This window comes from Micromonospora sp. NPDC048909, assembly GCF_040649635.1.
Classification (GTDB): domain Bacteria; phylum Actinomycetota; class Actinomycetes; order Mycobacteriales; family Micromonosporaceae; genus Micromonospora.
On sequence record NZ_JBEZFU010000002.1, the window covers coordinates 582597 to 602007 of the forward strand.

Sequence of the window (19411 nt, forward strand, 5' to 3'; positions counted from 1 at the left end):
GGCCAGCAATGGCCGGGAACATGGCGTTCCCGACCCCGATCCAGGCTGACTAGGCTCGGACCGTGCAGATTGGCGTGAACGTGCCCAACTTCGCCCCGGGAACCGACCCCGAGTTGCTGCGGCAGTGGGCGCAGACGATCGAGGGTCTCGGCTTCGAGCTGCTGATGGTCTCCGACCACATCGCGGTGACCCCCGACGTGGCCGAGCAGTATCCGGCGCCGTTCTATGAGCCGTTCACCACGCTGTCCTGGCTGGCCGGGTTGACCCGCCGGGTCAGGCTGGGCACCACGGTGCTCGTCCTGCCGTACCGGCACCCGCTGCTCACCGCGCGGATGGCGGCGAACCTCAACCGGCTCAGCGGCGGCCGGCTCGTCCTCGGTGTCGGCGTCGGCTGGGCCCGGCAGGAGTTCGAGGCGCTCGGGGTGCCGTTCCAGCGGCGCGGCGCGCTGACCGACGAGTACCTGCGCGCCGTGCACGACGCGTGGCGGGACACCGACGACTACGGCACGGATGCGATCCCGATCTGGGTCGGCGGCAACAGCGACGTGGGCATGCGCCGGGCCGTACGGCTCGGCGACGCCTGGCACCCGTTGCGGCGCACGCCCGGTTGGCTGGCCGAGGCGGGGGAGCGGCTGAAGGCAATCGCCGACGAACTCGGTCGCCCGGTTCCGGCGTTGACGCCGCGCATCGCACTGCGGGAGACCCCTGAGCCGATCACCGACCCGGGGCGGCTCGCCGGGGTCGGGACCATCGACCAGATCATCGCCGACCTCGAGCAGATCCGCCTGCTCGGTGCCGAGACGGTGGTGCTGGATCCGTTCAACGGCGACCTGACCGAGATCCGCCGGCCCGAACGCGCCTGGCGGACGTTGGCGGCCGTGGCTGCACACCACAAATCCCAGGAGGATCGATGAGCCCCGACGACGAGAGGTTTCTCCGCCGTGCCGTGGAGATCGCCGGTCAGGCCGGTGCGTCCGGCGAACGGCCGTTCGGCTCCCTGCTGGTCGGCCCGGACGGCACAGTCCTGGTCGAGGACCACAACACCGTGGTCTCCGACTCGGAGATCACCGCCCACCCGGAGCTGAAGCTGGCCCGCTGGGCTGCCCGGGAACTCGCCCCCGACGTGGCGGCCGGCACCACCATGTTCACCAGTTGCCAGCCCTGCCCGATGTGTGCGACCGCGATCGACCGGTCCGGCCTCGGCCGGGTGGTGTACGCCCTGTCCAGCGAACAGTTCGAGCAGGTCAAGCCGGCCACCCCGGCGCCGCGTCCGGTGCGCTACGAGGGGCCGGCGCTGTTCGACGAGGCGCGCCGGCCGATCGACGACCACTACTAGCCGACGGAGTGGCAGACGGTCGACGCGGCGGCGTCGCGGCGCTCAGACGCGGTGGGCGCCGACCAGGGTGGCGGTCCGCTCGGCGGGCAGTGGCTCCTCCAGCACCCGGCGTTGCCGGTAGCAGGCGTGCAGCATTCGCCGGTGGTCGCCGTCGCCGGGTTCGGCGGTGACGATGCCGATGTGGTGGATCTTCCGGCCGGGCCGGGCGAAGAAGTAGAGGTCGCCGGGGCGCTCCGCGCCAAGGGGCACCGGCGTGGTCGCCGCCGCCTGGTCGTCGGCATCGCGCGGCAGTTGTACCCCGAACCGCCGCCAGGCGAGGTGCACGAGCCCCGAGCAGTCGATCCCGTGTGCGGAGACCCCGCCCCAGACGTAGACGACGTGCAGCAGCCGTTGGGCCACGGCCAGCACCTGCTCCGCTGACGGCGGGGTCGCCGGCAGCTCCGCCAGGTGCGCCTCGGGCAGCCAGAGCGGGTCGGCGTGGCCGGGCGCGTGCACCGGCCGCCAGTCGTCGCGGGCCGGCCCGGCGGCGGGCAGCCGGGTGCCGAGGATGACGCCGGGCAGGACCACCGACCCGTCGGGGGTGTCGCGCAGCCCGGTCACCACGGCGTCGACCACCAGCGGCGCGGTGTCGGGTGCCGGGGGAGCGGCCGGGGCCGGGACGAGCTGGTCGGCGGGGAGCCAGCCGGGGTAGCCACGAGGGTCGAGCTTGGCGGCCGGCTGCTCGACGGCGACCACGTGCGCCCAGCCGTCCGCTCGCAGCTCGGTGACGAGAACCCGCTCACCGAGCAGCAGCTGACTCAGGACGCAGTCGCCGACCTGCTGGTCGGTGTCCATCCCGGAGATCCAGGCCGGGATGTCTGTGCGCGCGGCGAGGGCGGGACGGTCGATCGGTCGCACCGCCTCGGGGGAGGTCCAGAGCGTCGCGACCGCGACCCGGACGACGGCCTCGCGGCCCGGCTGCAGCTCCACGTCAACCCCCAGCTGGTGTGCCCTGCTCCCGCGAGCCTATGAAAGAAACCAACGATCATCAACCGCGGGCCTGCACCTTTACTTCATCTATCGAGGTCACGCCGAGCCCCGGGGCGTCCGGCAACAGCACCTTGGCGGCCTCGTACCGGATCCCGCCGCGCACCGGCGACCACGCCAGCCACCAGGCGGCGTCCAGGTCCGACACGGCGGTGGTGCCGTACGCGGCGACCAGGCTGGCGGCCGCCCCGATCCCGATCCCGCTCTCCATCATCGAGCCGACCACGGTGCCCATGCCGTGTGCGGCGGCCAGGTCGAGCAGGGTGCGCGCGGGTTGCAGCCCGCCGCACTTGGCCAGTTTGACGTTGACCATGTCGGCCGCGCGGCGGCGGATCACCTCGACCAGATCGCGCGCGCCGAACACCGCCTCGTCGGCGAGGATCGGCACGTCCACCCGGTCGCTGACCCAGGCCAGACCGTCCAGGTCCCACCCGGCGACCGGCTGCTCGACGAGTTCGACGTCGAGCCGGGCGTCCTCGATCCCGCGGATCACGCGGACCGCTTCCCGGGCGGTCCAGCCCTGGTTGGCGTCGAGCCGGATCCGCACGTCCGGGCCGACCGCGGCGCGGACCGCCCGGACCCGGTCCAGGTCGCCGGCGGCGTCGGTGCCGACCTTGAGTTTCAGCACGCCGAAGCCCTCGGCGTGGCGCTTGCGGGCGGCGGCGGCGAGATCGGCCGGGTCGCCGGCGGCGAGCGTCACGTCGGTGGGTACGGCGAGCGCGGTGCCGCCGAGCAGCCGTACCAGCGGTACCCCGAGCCGTCGGGCGGCGAGGTCGTGCAGCGCGACGTCGACGGCGGCCTTCGCCGCCTCGTTGCCGACCACCGCCCGTTGCACCTCGGCGCAGCGGGCCACCAGCTCGTCCGGGTCGCGGCCGGTGAGCATCGGCCCGAGCAGCTCCCGGACGCAGGCCTCGGAGCCGCCGATCGACGCCCCGGTGACCTGCCACACCTGTGGCGCCTCGCCGAATCCGGACCGGCCGTCGCTGTCGATCACCTCGACGACCAGGGTGTCGACCGTGGTGGTGCGGCGCAACGCGGTGACGAACGGCGTGTGGAGGGGGGCGGAGAGCCGGTGGGTGCGCACCGCGGCGATCGTCATGTGCGGCACCCTATACGCAGACGGACGGGCGAAGGGGCGGGCACATGAGCGAGCGCAGCGAGCGAATCATCGGGCGCAGTGCGGTTGATTCTCATGGCGTCGCCGACCGAAGGGAGGCGGCGGCGTGAATGGGCGCAGCGAGCGAATCATCGGGCGCAGTGTGGTTGATTCTCATGGCGTCGCCGACCGAAGGGAGGCGGCGGCATGAGCGATCGGGACGGGCGGGACTGGGAGCTGGTGGGCGCGCCTAACGCGCGTGACCTGGGCGGGTTGGTAGGGGCGGATGGCCGGCGGGTGCGGCCGGGACGGCTGATCCGCACGCCCGCGCTCGGTCGGCTGACCGACGAGGACCTGCCCGTGTTCGGCAAGCTCGCCCCGGCCTGCGTGGTCGACCTGCGCGCCGACTCGGAGATCGAGGTCGCCCCGGTGGACCGGCTGGTCGGTGAGCCCCGCCCGGTCCACCTGCCGGTGCACGACCCGGAGCACCCGGTCTTCACCTACGTCTCGGCGGTGCTGCTCGGCCACGACCTGGGGGCGTACGCGGAGCTGGCGCGGCAGGGCACGCCGGGGGCGATGGCGGCGATCTACCGGTGGTTCGTCACCGGGGCGTCGGCCCGGGCCGGCTTCGCCGAGGCGGTACGGCTGGCGGCCCGGCCGGAGAACCTGCCGCTGGTGTACCACTGCTCGGCGGGCAAGGACCGCACCGGCTGGCTCACCGTGATCCTGCTGACCGCGCTCGGGGTGGACGAGGCGACGATCCGGGCCGAGTACCTGCGCAACAACCCGCTGACCGAGAGCCTGCGCGCGGTGATCGTCGAGTCGATGCGCCGGCGACAGCCGGAGCTGGACGTCGAGGCGGTGCTGCCGGTGCTGGAGGTGCGCCCCGAGTACCTGGACGCGGCCTACAGCGAGGTGCGCCGGGTGCATGGCTCGTTCGAGGCGTACCTGCGCGACGGGCTCGGGCTGGACGACGAGGTCATCGAGGCGCTGCGGGCGCAGCTGCTGGAGTGACCGGCGCCGGGGGCGCGGCGGCGGCGTGGCGCGCCCAGCCGGCGACGATCAGCGCCTGCCCGGCCGCGTAGCTCGCCATCACCAGCACGGGCGCGCCGGGCGGGTCGAGGACGCCGGCCACCCCGGTGGCGATGAGCAGGTCCGAGCCGAGGAAGAGCGCCCCACCGAGGCCGACCCGCCAGCCGTGGGCGGCGGCGGTGCTGGCCATGGTGGCGAGCGCGATCGCGTAACCGGCCACCGGTGTGGCGAGCCCGGCGTCGGTCAGCCCCGGCCACATCCAGACCAGTGCGGCGACGGTCAGCACGGCGTACCCGATCGGGATCGCGAGCAGCGGCGGGCGGCGCAGCGCGGCGGCGGCGCCGTGCCGGGTGAAGGCCGCGACGTAGCAGAGGTGCGCGCCGAGGAAGAGCGCCATCCCGGTGATGAACCAGCCGGTGCCGGTGCCGAGCAGGGCCACGTCGCCCCCGGTGGAGCAGGCGAGGGCGGCGAGGACGAGCCGGGTCGGGCGGTGCCCGCGTTCGGCCGCGGCCCGCCAGAGGTAGCCGGCGAGCAGCGGCATCAGCAGGGGTTTGGTGACCAGTTCGGCGAGGCCGCCGCCGGTGGCGTTGGCGGCCAGGTTGGCGGCGGTCACCGCGACGAAGGCGGCCAGGAGGAGGCGGCTGCGGGGCATCGGCGGCTCCGGGTTGCGGGGGTACGCGCAGCCTAGCCGTGCCGGGGCTCGGTGGTCGGCCCGCGCGGAGCGGGATCCGGTGTGCCGCGGGTCAGGGCAGTCCGTAGCTGTCGGCGAGTGCGTCGATCTCGGCGGCGAGCAGCGTGCCGGGGTCGAAGCCCATCCCGTTGAAGCGGCCGACGGTGGCCAGCCCGACCACGCCGTGCAGGCGGGCCCAGGCGGTCACCGCGCCGGTCAGCGCGTCGCCCGGGTCCGCGGCCGGGGCGAAGGCGCCCACCCAGGTGGCGACGGCGGGGGTGGTCTGCGCCCACCGGGCGAGCTGCGCCCGCAGGGCTGCGGCGCCGGGTCTCGACGCGCCGCAGCCGTGGGGGCCGTTCGACGCGGCGTTCATGAGCGAGTACGCGGAGCTGTTCTACCAGTACGAGGAGGCGCAGGTGATGGACTCCGCGGCTTTCGAGGCGCGGTTCACGCTGCGTCCGACGCCGCTGGCCGACGCGGTGACGGCCACCGTCGACTGGCTCCGCGCGGCGCTCGCCGCCCAGGTCTGAACCGTCCACCCCGCCCGGTCGCCGGGCACCGCGTCACAGGTCGTGTCGGGCGGCCCAGACCCTGGCCGAGACGTCGGCGATCAGCTGGCAGGCGTCGTCGCCGACCCCGTCGCCGCTCGCCCCGCCGTCGGCCAGGTCGGTGGTGGTGCAGACGACCACCGCGTACGGGGGCGCGTCGTCGGGAAAGACCACCCCGGCGCCGTGCCGGACCCCTCGTACCCAGCCGTTCTTGTGCGCAATCCGGGTGCCCGCCGGCAGCCCGGCGGCCAGATCCTCGCGGTGCTCCTGGGCGAAGAGCACGTCCAGCATGGCGGCGCGGCCGGCCGGCGAGGCGAGCGGGCCGGGGCGGCCGGCGCCGACGGCCAGCGCACCGAGCAGGGCGGCCAGGTCGGGGGCGGTGACCAGGTTGGTGACGCCGGCGTCGCGGGCAGCGAAGTCCTCGATGCCCCGCCCGGTGACGCTGTGCCGGGCGCCGGCGAGCGCCCAGACCTCGGCCACCGCCGGCAGGCCGACGTGGCCGATGACCAGGTTGGTGGCGAGGTTGCTGGAGCGGACGATCATCCGGTGGGCCAGCCAGCGCAACGGCGCGCTGGCGCCCACCCGGGCCCAGACCTCGTCGTCGTTGTCGTAGTCCTGCGTGCAGGAGAATCGCGGCGCCCCCGGCAGCGCCGAGTCGAACGCGTTGACCACCGGCACCGGGGCGTCCAGGTCCAGCGCGCCGGCCTCGGCGGCCCGGTGCAGCGCGGCGAGCACCGCCACCTTCATGGTGCTGGCCGCGTAGTGGGTGGCGTCCGGGTGGCGGGTCCAGACCGGCCCGGCGTCGAGGCGTCCGACGTACGCCGAGACGGTGCCGGGCACCTGGTCCAGGTGGGTGTCGAGATCAGCCCAGGTCATGCGGGTGACCGTAGCTGATCAACTGCCGGCGCCGGGCAGCGGTCCGTCGCGCCGGGACCTACCGTGCGGACATGACGACCGCCGCGTACGACGCCATCGCCGACTGGTACGAGGAGTTCGCCTCCGACACCGCCTCCGACTACATGGACCGGGTCCGCCGCCAGCTCGCCGAACTGCTCGGGCCCGGTCCGGGTCGCTGCCTCGACCTCTGCTGCGGGACCGGGCTGCACGCCGCCGAGCTGCGCCGGCTGGGCTGGAGCCCGCTCGGGGTGGACCTCTCCGCCGGCCAGCTGCGCTACGCCCGTACCCGGCTGCCGGCGACCCGGGGCGACGCGGCCCGGCTGCCCGTCGCCGACGCCAGCGTGTCCGCGGTGACCTGCGTGCTCGGGCACAGCGACCTGCCGGACTATCCGGCGGTGATCGCCGAGGCGGCCCGGGTGCTCGCCCCGGGCGGGCGCTTCGTCCACGTCGGAGTGCACCCCTGCTTCGTCGGCGCGTTCGCCGACCGCTCCGACCGCGAGCGGATCGTCGTCGACGCCGGGTACGCCGAGCGGGAGCGCAGCTTCCGCGCCTGGTCGGCGCACGGGGTGCGGGCCCGGGTGGGGGCCTGGCACGTCCCCCTCGCCGACCTGCTCAACGCGGTCACCGCCGCCGGGCTGACCCTGACCCGGGTCAGCGAGTCCGGCCCCGACGCCATCCCCGACCTCTTCGCCCTCCTGGCCACCAAACCCGCCCCCTGACCCCGGCACCCCCGCCCGTCCTCTTGCCGATCATGAGGTTGACGGCGATTCCGATCTCCGGAACAGCCGTCAACCTCATGATCAAGGGGGGAGAGTCGGGGCGGGAGACGGGGCGGGACAGAGACGGGGGAGCCCGGACCGCCGGGGGCGGTCCGGGCTCCGGACAGGTTGGGCTGGGGTCAGCCGGCGTGCTTGCGGCGGGCGGCTGCCCGACCGCGCAGCGCCTGGTCGAGCACCACCTTGCGGATGCGCACGGCGCTCGGGGTGACCTCCACGCACTCGTCCTCGCGGCAGAACTCCAGCGCCTGCTCCAGCGAGAGCTTGCGCGGCGGGATCAGCTTCTCGGTCTCGTCGGAGGTCGAGGCCCGCATGTTGGTGAGCTTCTTCTCCTTGGTGATGTTGACATCCATGTCGTCGGAGCGGGAGTTCTCCCCGACGATCATGCCCTCGTACACCTCGGTGGTCGGCTCGACGAAGAGCTGGCCGCGCTCCTGCAGGTTGATCATCGCGAACGAGGTGACCGCACCGGCCCGGTCGGCCACCAGCGAGCCGTTCTGCCGGGTCCGCAGCTCGCCGAACCACGGCTCGTACGACTCGAAGACGTGGTGCAGGATGCCGGTGCCCCGGGTGTCGGTGAGGAACTCGGTGCGGAAGCCGATCAGGCCGCGCGCCGGGACCAGCCACTCCATCCGGATCCAGCCGGTGCCGTGGTTGACCAGCTGCTCCATCCGGCCCTTGCGGGTGGCCAGCAGCTGCGTGATCGCGCCCAGGTACTCCTCCGGGGCGTCGATGGTCAGCCGCTCCACCGGCTCGCAGGTCTTGCCGTCGATCTCCCGGGTGACCACCTGCGGCTTGCCGACGGTCAGCTCGTAGGACTCACGGCGCATCTGCTCGACCAGGATGGCCAGCGCCAGCTCGCCGCGGCCCTGCACCTCCCAGGCGTCCGGCCGCTCGGTCGGCAGCACCCGCAGCGAGACGTTGCCGACCAGCTCCTTGTCGAGCCGGTCCTTCACCATCCGCGCGGTGACCTTGGCGCCCTTGACCCGGCCGACCAACGGCGAGGTGTTGGTGCCGATGGTCATCGAGATGGCCGGCTCGTCGACCGTGATCAGCGGCAGCGCAATCGGGTTCTCCGCGTCCGCGAGGGTCTCACCGATCATGATCTCCGGGATGCCGGCGACCGCGATGATGTCGCCCGGGCCGGCCGACTCGGCCGGCTTGCGCTCCAGGCCCTCGGTCATCAGCAGCTCGGAGATGCGTACCCGCTGGCTGCTGCCGTCGGTGCGGCACCAGGTCACGGTCTGGCCCTTGCTGATGGTGCCCTGGCGGACCCGGCACAACGCCAGCCGGCCCAGGAACGGCGAGGCGTCGAGGTTGGTGACGTGCGCCTGCAGCGGCGCGTCCTCCTCGTACGCGGGGGCCGGGATGGTGTCCAGCAGGGTACGGAAGAGCGGCTCGAGCGAGGTGCTGTCGTCCGGCACCGAGCCGTCGGCCGGCTGGGTCAGCGAGGCGATGCCGTCGCGGGCGCAGGCGTAGACGATCGGGAAGTCGATCTGCTCCTCGTCGGCGTCCAGGTCGAGGAAGAGCTCGTAGGTGTCGTCCACGACCTCCTTGATCCGGGCGTCCGGGCGGTCCACCTTGTTGATCACGAGGATGATCGGCATGCGGGCCTTGAGCGCCTTGCGCAGCACGAAGCGGGTCTGCGGCAGCGGGCCCTCGCTGGCGTCGACCAGCAGCACGACGCCGTCGACCATGGTCAGGCCGCGCTCGACCTCACCACCGAAGTCGGCGTGGCCGGGGGTGTCGATGATGTTGATGGTGACCGGGTCGGAGCCGTCCGCCGGCAGGTATCGCACGCCAGTGTTTTTGGCGAGGATGGTGATGCCCTTTTCCCGTTCGAGGTCCATCGAGTCCATGACCCGCTCGGTTACCTCGCCGCGGGCGCCGTAGGCGCCGGCCTGCCGCAACATGGCGTCGACCAAGGTCGTCTTGCCGTGGTCGACGTGGGCGATGATGGCGACGTTGCGGAGGTCGGTGCGAAGCTGCATACCCTCCATACTCCCCTGTCTGCGATTGCCGGTACCGACTCGGGGTCATCCCCCGGTTGGCCCGGATCTGTGGTGAAACTCCTGTCCCAGCCGCTACTGCGGCTGGCATGCTGACCCTCGTGTTCATGGGGGCCGAGTGCACGACCTGCTGACCTGGTTGCAGGGTCTACCGCCCCTGCTGATCTACCTGGTCGCCGCGCTGATCGTCGCGGGGGAAACCGCCGTGATCTTCGGCCTGCTGGTGCCGGGCGAGGCGACCCTGCTGCTGGTCGGCTTCCTAGCGTACGCGGGGACGTTACGGCTCGCCCCGGTGCTGTTGGTGATGCTCGCCGCCGCGGTGACCGGCGACACACTCGCGTTCCGGGCCGGCCGCCGGTACGGCCCCCGACTGCGGGCCAGCGGGCTGGGCGCGCGGGTCGGGCCCGAGCGGTGGCAGCGAGCCGACGGGCTGCTCAACCGGCTCGGCGGCCGGGGGGTCCTGGCGGCCCGGTGGGTGGCCTTCGCCCGCACGCTGGTGCCCCGGCTCGCCGGAGCGGCCGGGATGCCCTACCGGCGGTTCGCGCCGTGGAACCTGGCCGGGGTGGTCAGCTGGGTGACCGCGTCGGTGCTGGTCGGATACCTGGCCGGCGAGTCCTACCAGACGGTCTCCCGGTTGCTGGGCCGGGCCACCGGCGCGGTGCTGGTGCTGCTGGCCGCCCTGGTCGCGGTGGTGCTCGCCGGGCGCTGGCTGGGCCGCAATCCGGACCCGGTGCGGGCGCTGCTGTCCCGGGCCGCCGCGTTGCCCCCGGTGCGCTGGCTGACCCGCCGGCACGGGGTCCTCTTCTTCCTACTGGCCATGCACATCGGGCACGGCTGGACGATGCTGCTCAACCTGGCCGCCGGGCTGCTGCTGCTCTTCGCCGCCGGGTTCGCCGTCGCCGGGCTGCTGGAGGTGGTGGTGCGGCACAGCGGCCTGGCCGCGGTGGACGGGGCCATCGCCGACTGGTTCGCCGGGCGGCGTACCCCGGACGCGGTCGACGTCGTGCTGGGCACCGTCTCCGCGCTGCGCGGGGTGGTGCTGATCGCCGTGGTGGCGGTGGTGGCCGCCGTGGTCGCCTGGCGCAGCCGGCCCTGGCGCGACGACCTGCTCAGCCTGCTCGGCACCGCGGGCGCCTTCGTCCCGCTGCTGGTGCTCGCGGTCGTCGCCCACCTCGCCGGTTCGGCCGGGACCGGACCGGACGACGCGGTTTTCCCGACCCAGAACGCGGTGGTGACGGCCAGCCTCTGCACGCTGGCCTGGCTGCTGTCCCGGGGCGCCCGCTGGCCGCTCGCGGTGGCCGCCTGGACGGCCGCCGCGGCCGGCGTCGTCTACCTCGCCGGCGCCCGCCTCTACCTGGGGCTGAGCACCGCCAGCGGGACTGTCGCCGCCGTGCTGCTCGGGGTGCTCTGGACGGCGGTCTTCATGGTCGCGTGGGCCACCCGGGGGCGCGCGGTCGGCGGGCGGGAGCCGGCCGCGGAGTCGTCGCCGGCGGATTCCGAGGGACACCGGCGCCCAGTCGAGCCCTGTTAGGGTGCGGCGACGTCGACGGGAGGAGACGGGGATGCGCCGACGGACCGGGCGGCTGTGCGCCGCGGCGCTCACCGGGCTGCTGCTGCTCGCCGGTGCCGGGTGCGCGGGGCAGGGGGCCCGGCCGCAGGAGGTGGCCGCACCGGTCGCCGTTCCCACCGACGTGCCGAGCGAGGCCGGCGCGGAGGCGGTCGAGGAGCCCTCGTCACCCCCCGCCGCGGAGGAGGGGATGGGTCGGGCGCCCAGCCGCAGCGCGTCGCCGTCGGCGCGGCCGAGCCCGAAGCCGAGCCGCACCGCCGGGCCACGCCCGGTGGCGAAGCCGCCCACCGAGACCAAGGTCCCGCCACCGCCGCCCAAGCCGCCGGCGACCGACTGCAAAGCCACCTACCGGGGTACGCAGGCCAGCCGGGCGCAGGTCAAGCAGGCGCTGGCCGACGCGGCGGCGAAGACCTACTGGCCGACCTCCGCGCCCGACATCAGGATCCCGCTCAACCTGGTGAAGGCGACGGCCTGGCAGGAGAGCGGCTGGCAGTCCAACATCCTCGCCTGCGACGGGGGCATCGGGCTGATGCAGGTCATGCCGGCGACCGCGACGTGGATGAACCAGCGGTTCGAGCAGAGCTACGACCTCGACGACTACCGCGACAACGCCTACCTCGGCGTCAACTACCTGGCCTGGCTCACCAAGTACATCGGCGACATGTACTTCGACGCCGACTACCGGCTGGACGCCGGCCTGTGCACGGCGGAGCTCGACTCGTGCCTGCTCAACGCGGTCATCTCGGCCTACAACTACGGCCACGCGGCCGTCGCGCGGGAGGGCGAGCCGCTGGCCGTCCCTAACCCGCAGTACGTGCGCAACGTGCGGGCGCTGATGACCGAATGCGTCTGCCTGGGCTACTGACGGCCGACCGCCGCTGACGACGCCGGGGGCGCTGCACCGCCCCGGCGCCTTGCCGCGCCGGTTCAGTCGCGCGCCGCCGCCAACGTGGCCGGCTCGCGGCTCGGGTCGTCGCCGGGCGGGTCGGCCCGGGACAGCCGGCCCGGCCACCAGAACCGCCGGCCGAGCAGCAGCACGATCGACGGCACCAGCAGCGTGCGGACCAGCAGGGTGTCCAGCAGGACGCCGAGGCCGACGATGACGCCGATCTCGGTGAGCGTCACCAGCGGCAGCACCCCGAGCACGGCGAAGACCGCGGCCAGCAGGATGCCGGCGCTGGTGATCACCCCGCCGGTGACGGCCAGCGCGGTGAGCACGCCGCGGCGGGTGCCCTCGGTGGCGGCCTCCTCCCGGGCCCGGGTGGCGAGGAAGATGTTGTAGTCCACCCCGAGCGCCACCAGGAAGAGGAAGGACAGCAGCGGCACGCTGGTGTCCAGCGCCGCGTAGTCGAGCACCCGGGTGAACAGGAACGTGCTGGCGCCCAGCGCGGCGAAGAACGTGCCGACCACGGTGGCGACCAGCACCAGCGGGGCCACCACCGAGCGCAGCAGCAGCAGTAGTACCAGCAGCACCACCCCGAGGATCAGCGGCACCACCACGCGCAGGTCGCGTACGGCAGCGTCCCGGGTGTCCAGGTTGGCCGCCACCGTGCCGCCGACGCGGGCCTCGGCGTCGGGCACCCGGTCCACCCGCTCGCGCAACTCCCGGATGGTGTCGTAGCTGGCCGCGCTGTCCGGCTCGGCGGTGAGCACCACGTCCACGGCGACCAGGTCGGCGGTGCGCCCGGTGGGCCGGGCGTCCGCCACCCCCGGCGTGTCGGTGATCGCCGTGAGCAGCGCCGGCTCGGTGCCGGCCCGGGCGACCACCACCGTCGGGTCGGCGGCGCCGGCCGGGAAGTACCGGCTGAGGGTGCTCAGCCCGTCGATGGACTCGGCCTGCACGCGGAACTGCTCGGTCTTGCTCAGCCCGAGCCGGGCGCCGGAGAGCCCGGCGGCGAGCACCACGAGCACGATCAGCGCGCCGGCGAGCACCGCGCGGGGCCGGCGGGCGACCAGGGCGCCCACCCGGGCCCACCCCCCGGTGCGGGTCGGGTCGGGCTGCCCCGGGCGCGGGACGAGCGGCCAGAACAGGCCGCGCCCGCAGACGGCGAGCGCGGCGGGGAGCACGAGCAGGCCGAAGAGCGCCGCGGTGGTGATGCCGACCGCGCCGGCGATGCCGATCGCCCGGTCGTTGCGCAGCACGGCGGTGGTGAGCGTGAGCAGGCTGAGCACCACGGTGGTGGCGCTCGCCGCGACGGCGGGGCCGGCCGAGGTGAGGGCCCGGCGCAGCGCGTCCCGCCGGTCGGGGCGGCGGCGCAGCTCCTCGCGGTAGCGGGCGATCAGCAGCAGCGCGTAGTTGGTGCCGGCGCCGAAGACGAGCACGTCGACGATGCCGGTGGTGGAGGGGTCGATGGGCAGGTCGAGGGTCCGGCTGACCACGGCGATCAGCGCGTTGGCGACCACGTCCGAGGTGCCGACCACCGCCAGCGGCACCAGCCAGAGCCAGGGGCTGCGGTAGGTGACGATCAGCAGCACCGCGACCACCGCGACGGTGACCAGCAGCAGGGTGAGGTTCGCGCCGTCGAAGGCGGAGGCGACGTCGGCGCGGAAACCGGCCCCGCCGGTGACCTGTGCGGTCAGCCCCGCCGGCCGGTCGTCGCCGGCGGTCGCGCGGAGTTGGTCCACGGCGGTGGCGGTCGCCTCGGCGCCGGCGGCGGCGGGCAGCGGCACGGAGAGCAGGGCCGCCCGGCGGTCCGGGGCGAAGACCGGCGGGGACACCGGTCCGCTGGCGACCGCGCTGAAGGCGGCGGCGTCGGCGGCGATGGCCGCCTCGTCCTGCGGCCCGAGCGCGGCGCCGTCGCGGGAGTAGACCACCAGGGCGGGGTTGAGCTGACCACCGGGCAGCTGCCGTTGCAGGGCCGCCACCTGGACGGACTCGGCGCTCGCCGGCAGGGCGCCGGTCGGGTCGTCGCTGGTGCGGGCCGGCCCGGCGAGGGCGACCAGGGCGCCGGAGAGGGCCACCGCGACCAGCAGCACGAGCCACGCACTTCGCCGGCCGCTGACCGCCCCGGCCACCCGGTGGCCGATCGCGCGCAGAATCGCCATTCAACTCTCCCGCCTGTCAAATATCTTGATAACCGAGATTATCGGGGGCTGATCTATGCTGCAAGCCGAGGCGACGGGAGGTGGCCGCAGGTGACGGCGCACGGCATGTACCGGCGGCGCGACACACCCCGCGAGCGGTTGGTCGCCGAGATCACCGGCGAGCTGCGCCGCTACTCGGTCGACGCGCAGCACATCGGGCACGCCTTCGCCAACCTGCACGGGCTCAACCCCACCGACCTGCAGGCGTTGATCGCGGTGATGGACGCCGAACTGGTCGGCCAGCCGATCACCCCCGGCCGGCTCGGCACCCAGCTGAACCTCTCCTCCGGCTCGGTGACCGCACTGATCGACCGGCTGGAACGGGCCGGCCACATCCGCCGGGACCGCGACACCGCCGACCGGCGCAAGGTGTTCCTGCGCTACGCCGACCCGGGCGCCGCGCTGGCGATGGAGTTCTTCCGCCCGCTCGGGCGGCGTACCGACGCGGTGATGGCGGCGTTCAGCGACGACGAGCTGCAGGTGGTGCACCGATTCCTGGGCGCCATGGTCGAGTCGATGCGCGAGCACCGCGACGAGATGCGCGCCGCCCGTCCCGAGCCACCCGCGCGCCCGACGGGCTGACGGCCGTGCTCGACCCGCTGGCCACCCGGTTGGCCGCCGCCGTGCTCCGGCTGCCCGGCCCGCGCACCCGGCGGGTGACGGTGCGCCGGAACATCGCGGTGCGGGTGCGCGACGGGGTGCCGCTGCGCACCGATCACTACGCCCCCGACCTGCCCGACTCGCCGACCGTGCTGATCCGCACCCCGTACGGCCGGGGCGGACCGGCGCGGCTGCTCGGGCGGCTTCTCGCCGAGCGGGGCTTCCACGTGGTGATCCAGTCCTGCCGGGGCACGTACGGCTCGGGCGGCTCGTTCGCCCCGCTGGTGCACGAGCGCGACGACGGGCTGGACACACTGGACTGGCTGCGCCGCCAGCCGTGGTACTCGGGTGGGTTCGGCAGCTTCGGGGCCAGCTACCAGGGCTTCGTGCAGTGGGCGCTGGCCGCCGACGCCGGCGACGAACTGCGCGCGATGGTCGCGGTGGCGACCGCCTCGGCCACTCGGGACTCGACGTACGCGGGGGAGTCCTTCGCCCTGGACACCGTGCTGACCTGGGCCGAGCTGCTTCAGGCGCAGACCGTGCCGTGGCTGGCCCGGCAGTGGGAGCTCAAGCGCGGTCAGCCCCGGCTCGTCGCGGCGCTGTCCCACCTGCCGCTCGCCGAGGCCGACCGGATCGCCACCGGGGTGACCGTGCCCTTCTTCCAGGAGTGGCTGACCCACCACACGCCGCGGGCCGACTACTGGCGTACCCGGATCTTCGACGAGGCCGTGGCCCGGGTGCGGGCGCCGGTGGCCATGATCAGCGGCTGGCACGACATCTTCCTGCCCGCGCAGCTCGCCGACTACGCGGCGCTGCGCGCAGGCGGCTGCCGGCCGCGTCTGGTGATCGGGCCGTGGACCCACGGCAGCCCCGGGCTCTTCGTGGCCGCGCTGCGCGAAGGACTGGCCTGGCTGGACCGGCACCTGGCCAGGCGGCCCACGTCCGACACGGCGGCGGTGCGGCTGCACGTCGGCGGCGCGGGCGGTGGCTGGCGCGACCTGCCGGACTGGCCGCCGCCGGCCGTGCCCACCGCCTGGCACCTGCAGCCCGGCGGTGGGCTCTCCACCCGTCCGCCGGTGCCGTCCCCGCCGGACGCCCTCTGGTACGACCCGGCGGACCCGACCCCCTCGCTCGGTGGGCCGCTGCTGGTCGCCCAGCGGGCCGGACCGGTGGACAACCGGCGGATCGAGGCCCGCCCGGACGTGCTCACCTGGTCCAGCGTCCCGCTGGCGGAGCCGGTCGAGGTGCTCGGGCCGGTCTCGGCCGAGATCCACGTCCGCAGCGAACTGTCGTACCTGGACGTCTTCGTGCGACTGTGCGACGTGGACCGCCGGGGGCGATCGTGGAACGTCTGCGACGGGCTGGTCCGGGTGGCGCCCGGCCGGTTCCCGGTCGACGCCGCTCAGGTGGTGCGGGTGCCGGTGACGCTCTGGCCGACCGCCCACCGCTTCGCCCCCGGCCACCGGCTGCGGGTGCAGGTCTCCGGTGGCGCCCACCCCCGCTACGCGCGCAACCCCGGCACCGGCGAGCCGCTCGGCACCGCCATCACGCTGCGTGCAGGACGTCGGGAGATCCTGCATGACCCGCAGCACCCGTCGAGACTGCTGCTGCCGGTCGTCCAGAGTGGTCGAACCCGCCGCTGAATGTGAATGTGAAACCCGCTGACCTGGGCGTTTGTCCAAAGAGCGGGCTATGGTTGAGCCAACGCCCGGTGCCGTGCACTCAGTAGGCCGGGCTCGCCCGTCAGCCCCCGTCTCGTGACGTGGCGTAACGCCGTGGCCCGGCCCCCATCCCTTCGGAAAGGGGGACCCCATGACCCGGGCCCCGGCGAACCTGTCAGCCGTGCGTAGCCTGCTGCTCACCCACCTCAACATCGACAAGAACACCGTCCGCGACTCCGATCTGGAGCCCGCCGAGGTCGGCATCGTCGGCGACCCCGCGCATCGCGGCGGCTACCACTGCGGCTCGGACCGGGTGGTGACCAACGACTACTCGGTCGTCGAGTCCTCGCGGGACCGCAACGGACTGACCCTGGACGCGGCCGCGCTCGACGTGGGGCAGTTCCAGGTCCGCTCCGGCGGCCGGACCCACGACCTACGCAGCTTCTCCACCTGGTGCGTGGCGCAGTGCGTCGCGAACGCCGCGGACACCCGCGACATCCGGGAGATCATCTACACCCCCGACGGGCGGACGGTCCGCCGGTGGGACCGCCTCGCCCGCCGCACCAGCGGCGACAACTCGCACCTGTGGCACACGCACTTCAGCTTCTTCCGCGACTCGATCAAGGCGGGCCGGGACCAGACCCCGCTGTTCCGCCGCTACCTGACCACCATCGGTCTCCTGGAGGACGACATGACCCCGGAACAGGACGGACGACTCAAGCGCATCGAAACCATGCTCTCCCGCCTCGACGGCCGCGAGCCGATCGGCCAGACGTACCTGCGTCTGGCGGTCGGCAAGGACGACGCGGCCGACGCCAAGCCGGTCAGTCACCCGACACTGACCAGCCTCGGCAGTCAGCTCAGCGGTGTCCAGCAGGCCCTGGCCACCCTCGCGGGCCGGGATTTCACCGACGAGCCGGCGATCGTCCAGGGCGTACTCGCCTCGCTGACGCCGGAGAAGATCGCCGCGGCGATTCCGCCGACCATGGCGAAGCAGGTCGCCGAGGAGTTGGCCCGCCGGCTGGCCGCCTGAGTCGTGGGCGGGCCGCCCCGGCCCGGGGGTGGCCCGCCCGCCCAGCGCGCAACACCAGTTGCGCAATGACTGTTGCGCAACTGGTGTTGCGGATGGCAGGCTGGCGACATGGAGAACCGCGACGTACGCCAGGTCACCGACTCGCGGGTGCTGGCGGCGATGTCCCACCCGCTGCGCCGGCGGCTGATGGACGTGCTCAAGGTGCACGGTCCGGCCACCGTCGGGATGCTCGCCGAGCGCACCGCGCAGGCACCCGCGAACGTCAGCCACCACCTCAAGGCGCTCGCCGCCGCCGAACTGGTCGCCGAGGCACCGGAACTGGCCCGCGACCGTCGCGAGCGGTGGTGGCGACTGGTCAGCCGTGGGCTGCGATGGTCCAACGCGGACTTCGACAGCGACCCGGCCGCGCGCGCGGTGGCCGACGCGGCCACCTCGCTCAACCTGGACCGGCACGTCGCCCTCGCCCGGGCCTGGCACGCCACCGACGACGCGACGCACGCCGCCTGGGCCGACGCGCCGTTCTCCACCGACCGCTGGCTGCACCTCACCCCCGAGGAGCTGGACGAGCTGGGGCGCGAGGTGATCGACCTGTTGGCCCGCTGGGCAGACCGGAAGGTCCCCGACGACGGGCGGGAACGGCAGCCGGTCTTCCTGTTCGCCTACGGCATCCCGGCGCAGCCGTGACCGCGCTCGCCCCGGCCGGCCCGGCCCCGGCGCCCCCGCGTCGCGGCGGTCTGCTGTGGCACCGCGACTTCCGGCTGCTCTGGGCCGGCCAGGCGATCAGCAGCATCGGCAGCAACGTCACCGCGGTGGCGCTGCCGCTGGTGGCGGTGGCCGTGCTCGACGCGAGCACCTTCCAGGTGGCGATGCTCACCGCCGCGGCCTGGCTGCCCTGGCTGCTGTTCGGCCTGCTGGTCGGCGCCTGGGTGGACCGACTGCCCCGCCGACCCGTCATGATCACGTGCGATCTGGCGGCGGCGCTGCTCTTCCTCAGCGTGCCGCTCGCCGCCGCGCTCGGCGTGCTCACCATCGGGCAGCTGCTGGCCGTGGCGCTCTGCGCGGGGCTGGCCCGGGTCTTCTTCGAGACCGCCGACCAGGTCTACCTGCCCGTCCTGCTGCGCCCGGCCGAGGTGCCGGAGGGCAACGCGAAGCTGCAGGCCACCCAGACCGCCAGCTACGTGATCGGCCCGGGCGTGGCCGGCGGGATCGCGCAGGCCGTCGGGGCGGTGGCCGCGTTGCTGCTCGACGCGCTGACCTTCCTGGTCTCCGCGGTCTGCCTGGCTCGGATCCGCACGGTGGAGCCCCGGTCGGCGCGCGCCGACCGGGCGCGGTCACTGCGCCGGGAGATCGCCGACGGGGTGCGCTTCGTCGCCCACGACCCCTACCTGCGGGTGCTGACGCTCTTCGGCGCCGCGAGCAACATCGGGCTGGTCGGCTACCAGGCGGTGCTGGTGGTCTACCTGATCCGCGACGTCCGGCTGGCCCCCGGGACGGTCGGCGTGCTGGTCGCCGCGATGAGCCTCGGCGGCGTGGTGGGCGCGCTGCTCGCCACGGCCGCCGGGCGGCGGCTCGGCACCGCACGGGCGATGCTGCTGGCGGCGGCCTTCACCGGGCCACCGGCGCTGCTGATCCCACTGGCCGAGCCGGGGGCCGGCCTGCTCTGGCCGGCGCTCGGCGGGGTACTGGTCAGCCTCGGTGTGGCGGTGGGCAACGTGCTGAAGGGCAGCTTCCGCCAGACCTATCCGCCGCACCACCTGCTCGGCCGGATCACGGTGAGCATGCAGCTGCTCAACTACGGCACCATCCCGCTGGCCGCGCTGCTGGCCGGCGCCCTGGGCACCGCGTACGGCGACCGGACCGCGGTGCTGGCGATGACCGGGTGGCTCGCCCTGACGCCGCTGATCCTCTTGGTCGGGCCGCTGCGCCGCCGGCGGGACCTGCCCACCGCGCCGGCACAGTGAGGCCGACGCCGCGCAGATACCCGCCGGCGGTCCGGAACGAAGACCCCACGCCGGCAGTGCCCGGCGAGGGGTGAGGCGCAGTGCGACGGCGGCCGGTCATCGGCCGCCGCCACCG

The 19411-nt window shown here is 74.1% G+C and carries 19 protein-coding genes; 12 read left to right on the forward strand and 7 right to left on the reverse strand.

Annotated elements, in window-relative coordinates:
• The first annotated feature begins 62 nt into the window (after window positions 1-62).
• The gene (locus tag AB0C04_RS08870; protein WP_357050484.1) at window positions 63-914 is read left to right on the forward strand and encodes an LLM class flavin-dependent oxidoreductase; all 852 of its coding nucleotides are present in this window, start codon (window positions 63-65) and stop codon (window positions 912-914) included.
• Window positions 911-1336 (forward strand): nucleoside deaminase, encoded by a 426-nt coding sequence (locus AB0C04_RS08875; RefSeq protein ID WP_357050487.1) that lies wholly within the window; start codon window positions 911-913, stop codon window positions 1334-1336. The genes AB0C04_RS08870 and AB0C04_RS08875 overlap by 4 nt, the downstream gene beginning before the upstream one ends.
• Before the next feature lie 42 nt (window positions 1337-1378).
• Here the strand turns inward: AB0C04_RS08875 and AB0C04_RS08880 are convergent, their stop codons facing one another.
• Together AB0C04_RS08880 and AB0C04_RS08885 are read right to left on the reverse strand one after the other, a co-directional pair.
• Complete coding sequence (locus AB0C04_RS08880; RefSeq protein ID WP_357050489.1) at window positions 1379-2305, reverse strand: C40 family peptidase; 927 nt, start codon at window positions 2303-2305, stop codon at window positions 1379-1381.
• A gap of 58 nt (window positions 2306-2363) precedes the next feature.
• Window positions 2364-3461: a dipeptide epimerase gene (locus AB0C04_RS08885; protein WP_357050492.1), complete on the reverse strand. Its 1098-nt coding sequence runs from the start codon at window positions 3459-3461 to the stop codon at window positions 2364-2366.
• A 204-nt stretch (window positions 3462-3665) separates the two neighbouring features.
• On the opposite strand from AB0C04_RS08885, the gene AB0C04_RS08890 reads away from it, so the two are divergent.
• Window positions 3666-4472: a tyrosine-protein phosphatase gene (locus AB0C04_RS08890; protein ID WP_357050495.1), complete on the forward strand. Its 807-nt coding sequence runs from the start codon at window positions 3666-3668 to the stop codon at window positions 4470-4472.
• Here the strand turns inward: AB0C04_RS08890 and AB0C04_RS08895 are convergent.
• Both AB0C04_RS08895 and AB0C04_RS08900 read right to left on the reverse strand, forming a co-directional pair.
• Window positions 4438-5142, reverse strand: a complete 705-nt coding sequence (locus AB0C04_RS08895) for a lysoplasmalogenase (RefSeq protein WP_357050498.1) — start codon at window positions 5140-5142, stop codon at window positions 4438-4440. The two genes, AB0C04_RS08890 and AB0C04_RS08895, sit on opposite strands and share 35 nt — an antisense overlap.
• Before the next feature lie 91 nt (window positions 5143-5233).
• Window positions 5234-5533: a TetR-like C-terminal domain-containing protein gene (locus AB0C04_RS08900; protein WP_357050501.1), complete on the reverse strand. Its 300-nt coding sequence runs from the start codon at window positions 5531-5533 to the stop codon at window positions 5234-5236.
• On the opposite strand from AB0C04_RS08900, the gene AB0C04_RS08905 reads away from it, so the two are divergent.
• The gene (locus tag AB0C04_RS08905; protein ID WP_357050504.1) at window positions 5532-5690 is read left to right on the forward strand and encodes a hypothetical protein; all 159 of its coding nucleotides are present in this window, start codon (window positions 5532-5534) and stop codon (window positions 5688-5690) included. The two genes, AB0C04_RS08900 and AB0C04_RS08905, sit on opposite strands and share 2 nt — an antisense overlap.
• Before the next feature lie 33 nt (window positions 5691-5723).
• On the opposite strand, the gene AB0C04_RS08910 is transcribed toward AB0C04_RS08905, so the two are convergent.
• On the reverse strand, window positions 5724-6584 hold the full coding sequence (locus AB0C04_RS08910) for a serine hydrolase (protein ID WP_357050507.1): 861 nt from the start codon (window positions 6582-6584) through the stop codon (window positions 5724-5726).
• Between the two features lie 71 nt (window positions 6585-6655).
• Here AB0C04_RS08910 and AB0C04_RS08915 point away from each other — a divergent pair, with 71 nt between their 5' ends.
• A complete protein-coding gene (locus AB0C04_RS08915; protein ID WP_357050510.1) occupies window positions 6656-7324 on the forward strand; it encodes a methyltransferase domain-containing protein in 669 nt (222 codons plus the stop codon).
• A gap of 179 nt (window positions 7325-7503) precedes the next feature.
• On the opposite strand, the gene typA is transcribed toward AB0C04_RS08915, so the two are convergent.
• A complete protein-coding gene (gene typA, locus AB0C04_RS08920) occupies window positions 7504-9372 on the reverse strand; it encodes a translational GTPase TypA (RefSeq protein ID WP_350872630.1) in 1869 nt (622 codons plus the stop codon).
• Window positions 9373-9508: 136 nt separating this feature from the next.
• Between typA and AB0C04_RS08925 the strand changes: the two genes are divergently transcribed.
• Together AB0C04_RS08925 and AB0C04_RS08930 are read left to right on the forward strand one after the other, a co-directional pair.
• Window positions 9509-10921, forward strand: a complete 1413-nt coding sequence (locus AB0C04_RS08925) for a DedA family protein (RefSeq protein ID WP_357050513.1) — start codon at window positions 9509-9511, stop codon at window positions 10919-10921.
• A gap of 31 nt (window positions 10922-10952) precedes the next feature.
• Window positions 10953-11822 (forward strand): transglycosylase SLT domain-containing protein, encoded by an 870-nt coding sequence (locus tag AB0C04_RS08930; RefSeq protein WP_357050516.1) that lies wholly within the window; start codon window positions 10953-10955, stop codon window positions 11820-11822.
• Window positions 11823-11884: 62 nt separating this feature from the next.
• Here AB0C04_RS08930 and AB0C04_RS08935 read toward each other — a convergent pair whose 3' ends face one another.
• Window positions 11885-14002, reverse strand: coding sequence for an MMPL family transporter (locus tag AB0C04_RS08935; RefSeq protein ID WP_357050519.1), 2118 nt, complete (start codon window positions 14000-14002; stop codon window positions 11885-11887).
• Between the two features lie 105 nt (window positions 14003-14107).
• Here AB0C04_RS08935 and AB0C04_RS08940 point away from each other — a divergent pair, with 105 nt between their 5' ends.
• The 5 genes from AB0C04_RS08940 (at window position 14108) to AB0C04_RS08960 (ending at window position 19296) form a co-directional block, all read left to right on the forward strand.
• Window positions 14108-14623 (forward strand): MarR family transcriptional regulator, encoded by a 516-nt coding sequence (locus AB0C04_RS08940; RefSeq protein ID WP_357050798.1) that lies wholly within the window; start codon window positions 14108-14110, stop codon window positions 14621-14623.
• 5 nt (window positions 14624-14628) lie between these two features.
• Window positions 14629-16284 carry a CocE/NonD family hydrolase gene (locus AB0C04_RS08945; RefSeq protein ID WP_357050522.1) on the forward strand — a complete coding sequence of 552 codons (1656 nt, stop codon included), beginning with the start codon at window positions 14629-14631 and terminating at the stop codon, window positions 16282-16284.
• Between the two features lie 169 nt (window positions 16285-16453).
• Window positions 16454-17335 (forward strand): hypothetical protein, encoded by an 882-nt coding sequence (locus AB0C04_RS08950; protein ID WP_357050525.1) that lies wholly within the window; start codon window positions 16454-16456, stop codon window positions 17333-17335.
• A gap of 108 nt (window positions 17336-17443) precedes the next feature.
• Window positions 17444-18019 (forward strand): helix-turn-helix domain-containing protein, encoded by a 576-nt coding sequence (locus tag AB0C04_RS08955; RefSeq protein ID WP_357050528.1) that lies wholly within the window; start codon window positions 17444-17446, stop codon window positions 18017-18019.
• Entirely contained in the window at window positions 18016-19296 is a 1281-nt protein-coding gene (locus AB0C04_RS08960; protein WP_357050532.1) for an MFS transporter, read from the forward strand. Before AB0C04_RS08955 ends, AB0C04_RS08960 begins: the two co-directional genes overlap by 4 nt.
• Window positions 19297-19411 lie beyond the last annotated feature (115 nt).

Coding starts and splice junctions, on each gene's coding strand:
- AB0C04_RS08875 (WP_357050487.1), top strand. CDS start 911: ATGAGCCCCGACGACGAGAGGTTTCTCCGCCGTGCCGTGGAGATCGCC.
- AB0C04_RS08885 (WP_357050492.1), bottom strand. CDS start 3,461: ATGACGATCGCCGCGGTGCGCACCCACCGGCTCTCCGCCCCCCTCCAC.
- AB0C04_RS08890 (WP_357050495.1), top strand. CDS start 3,666: ATGAGCGATCGGGACGGGCGGGACTGGGAGCTGGTGGGCGCGCCTAAC.
- AB0C04_RS08895 (WP_357050498.1), bottom strand. CDS start 5,142: ATGCCCCGCAGCCGCCTCCTCCTGGCCGCCTTCGTCGCGGTGACCGCC.
- AB0C04_RS08905 (WP_357050504.1), top strand. CDS start 5,532: ATGAGCGAGTACGCGGAGCTGTTCTACCAGTACGAGGAGGCGCAGGTG.
- AB0C04_RS08900 (WP_357050501.1), bottom strand. CDS start 5,533: ATGAACGCCGCGTCGAACGGCCCCCACGGCTGCGGCGCGTCGAGACCC.
- AB0C04_RS08910 (WP_357050507.1), bottom strand. CDS start 6,584: ATGACCTGGGCTGATCTCGACACCCACCTGGACCAGGTGCCCGGCACC.
- AB0C04_RS08915 (WP_357050510.1), top strand. CDS start 6,656: ATGACGACCGCCGCGTACGACGCCATCGCCGACTGGTACGAGGAGTTC.
- typA (WP_350872630.1), bottom strand. CDS start 9,372: ATGCAGCTTCGCACCGACCTCCGCAACGTCGCCATCATCGCCCACGTC.
- AB0C04_RS08930 (WP_357050516.1), top strand. CDS start 10,953: ATGCGCCGACGGACCGGGCGGCTGTGCGCCGCGGCGCTCACCGGGCTG.
- AB0C04_RS08935 (WP_357050519.1), bottom strand. CDS start 14,002: ATGGCGATTCTGCGCGCGATCGGCCACCGGGTGGCCGGGGCGGTCAGC.
- AB0C04_RS08940 (WP_357050798.1), top strand. CDS start 14,108: ATGTACCGGCGGCGCGACACACCCCGCGAGCGGTTGGTCGCCGAGATC.
- AB0C04_RS08950 (WP_357050525.1), top strand. CDS start 16,454: ATGACCCGGGCCCCGGCGAACCTGTCAGCCGTGCGTAGCCTGCTGCTC.
- AB0C04_RS08955 (WP_357050528.1), top strand. CDS start 17,444: ATGGAGAACCGCGACGTACGCCAGGTCACCGACTCGCGGGTGCTGGCG.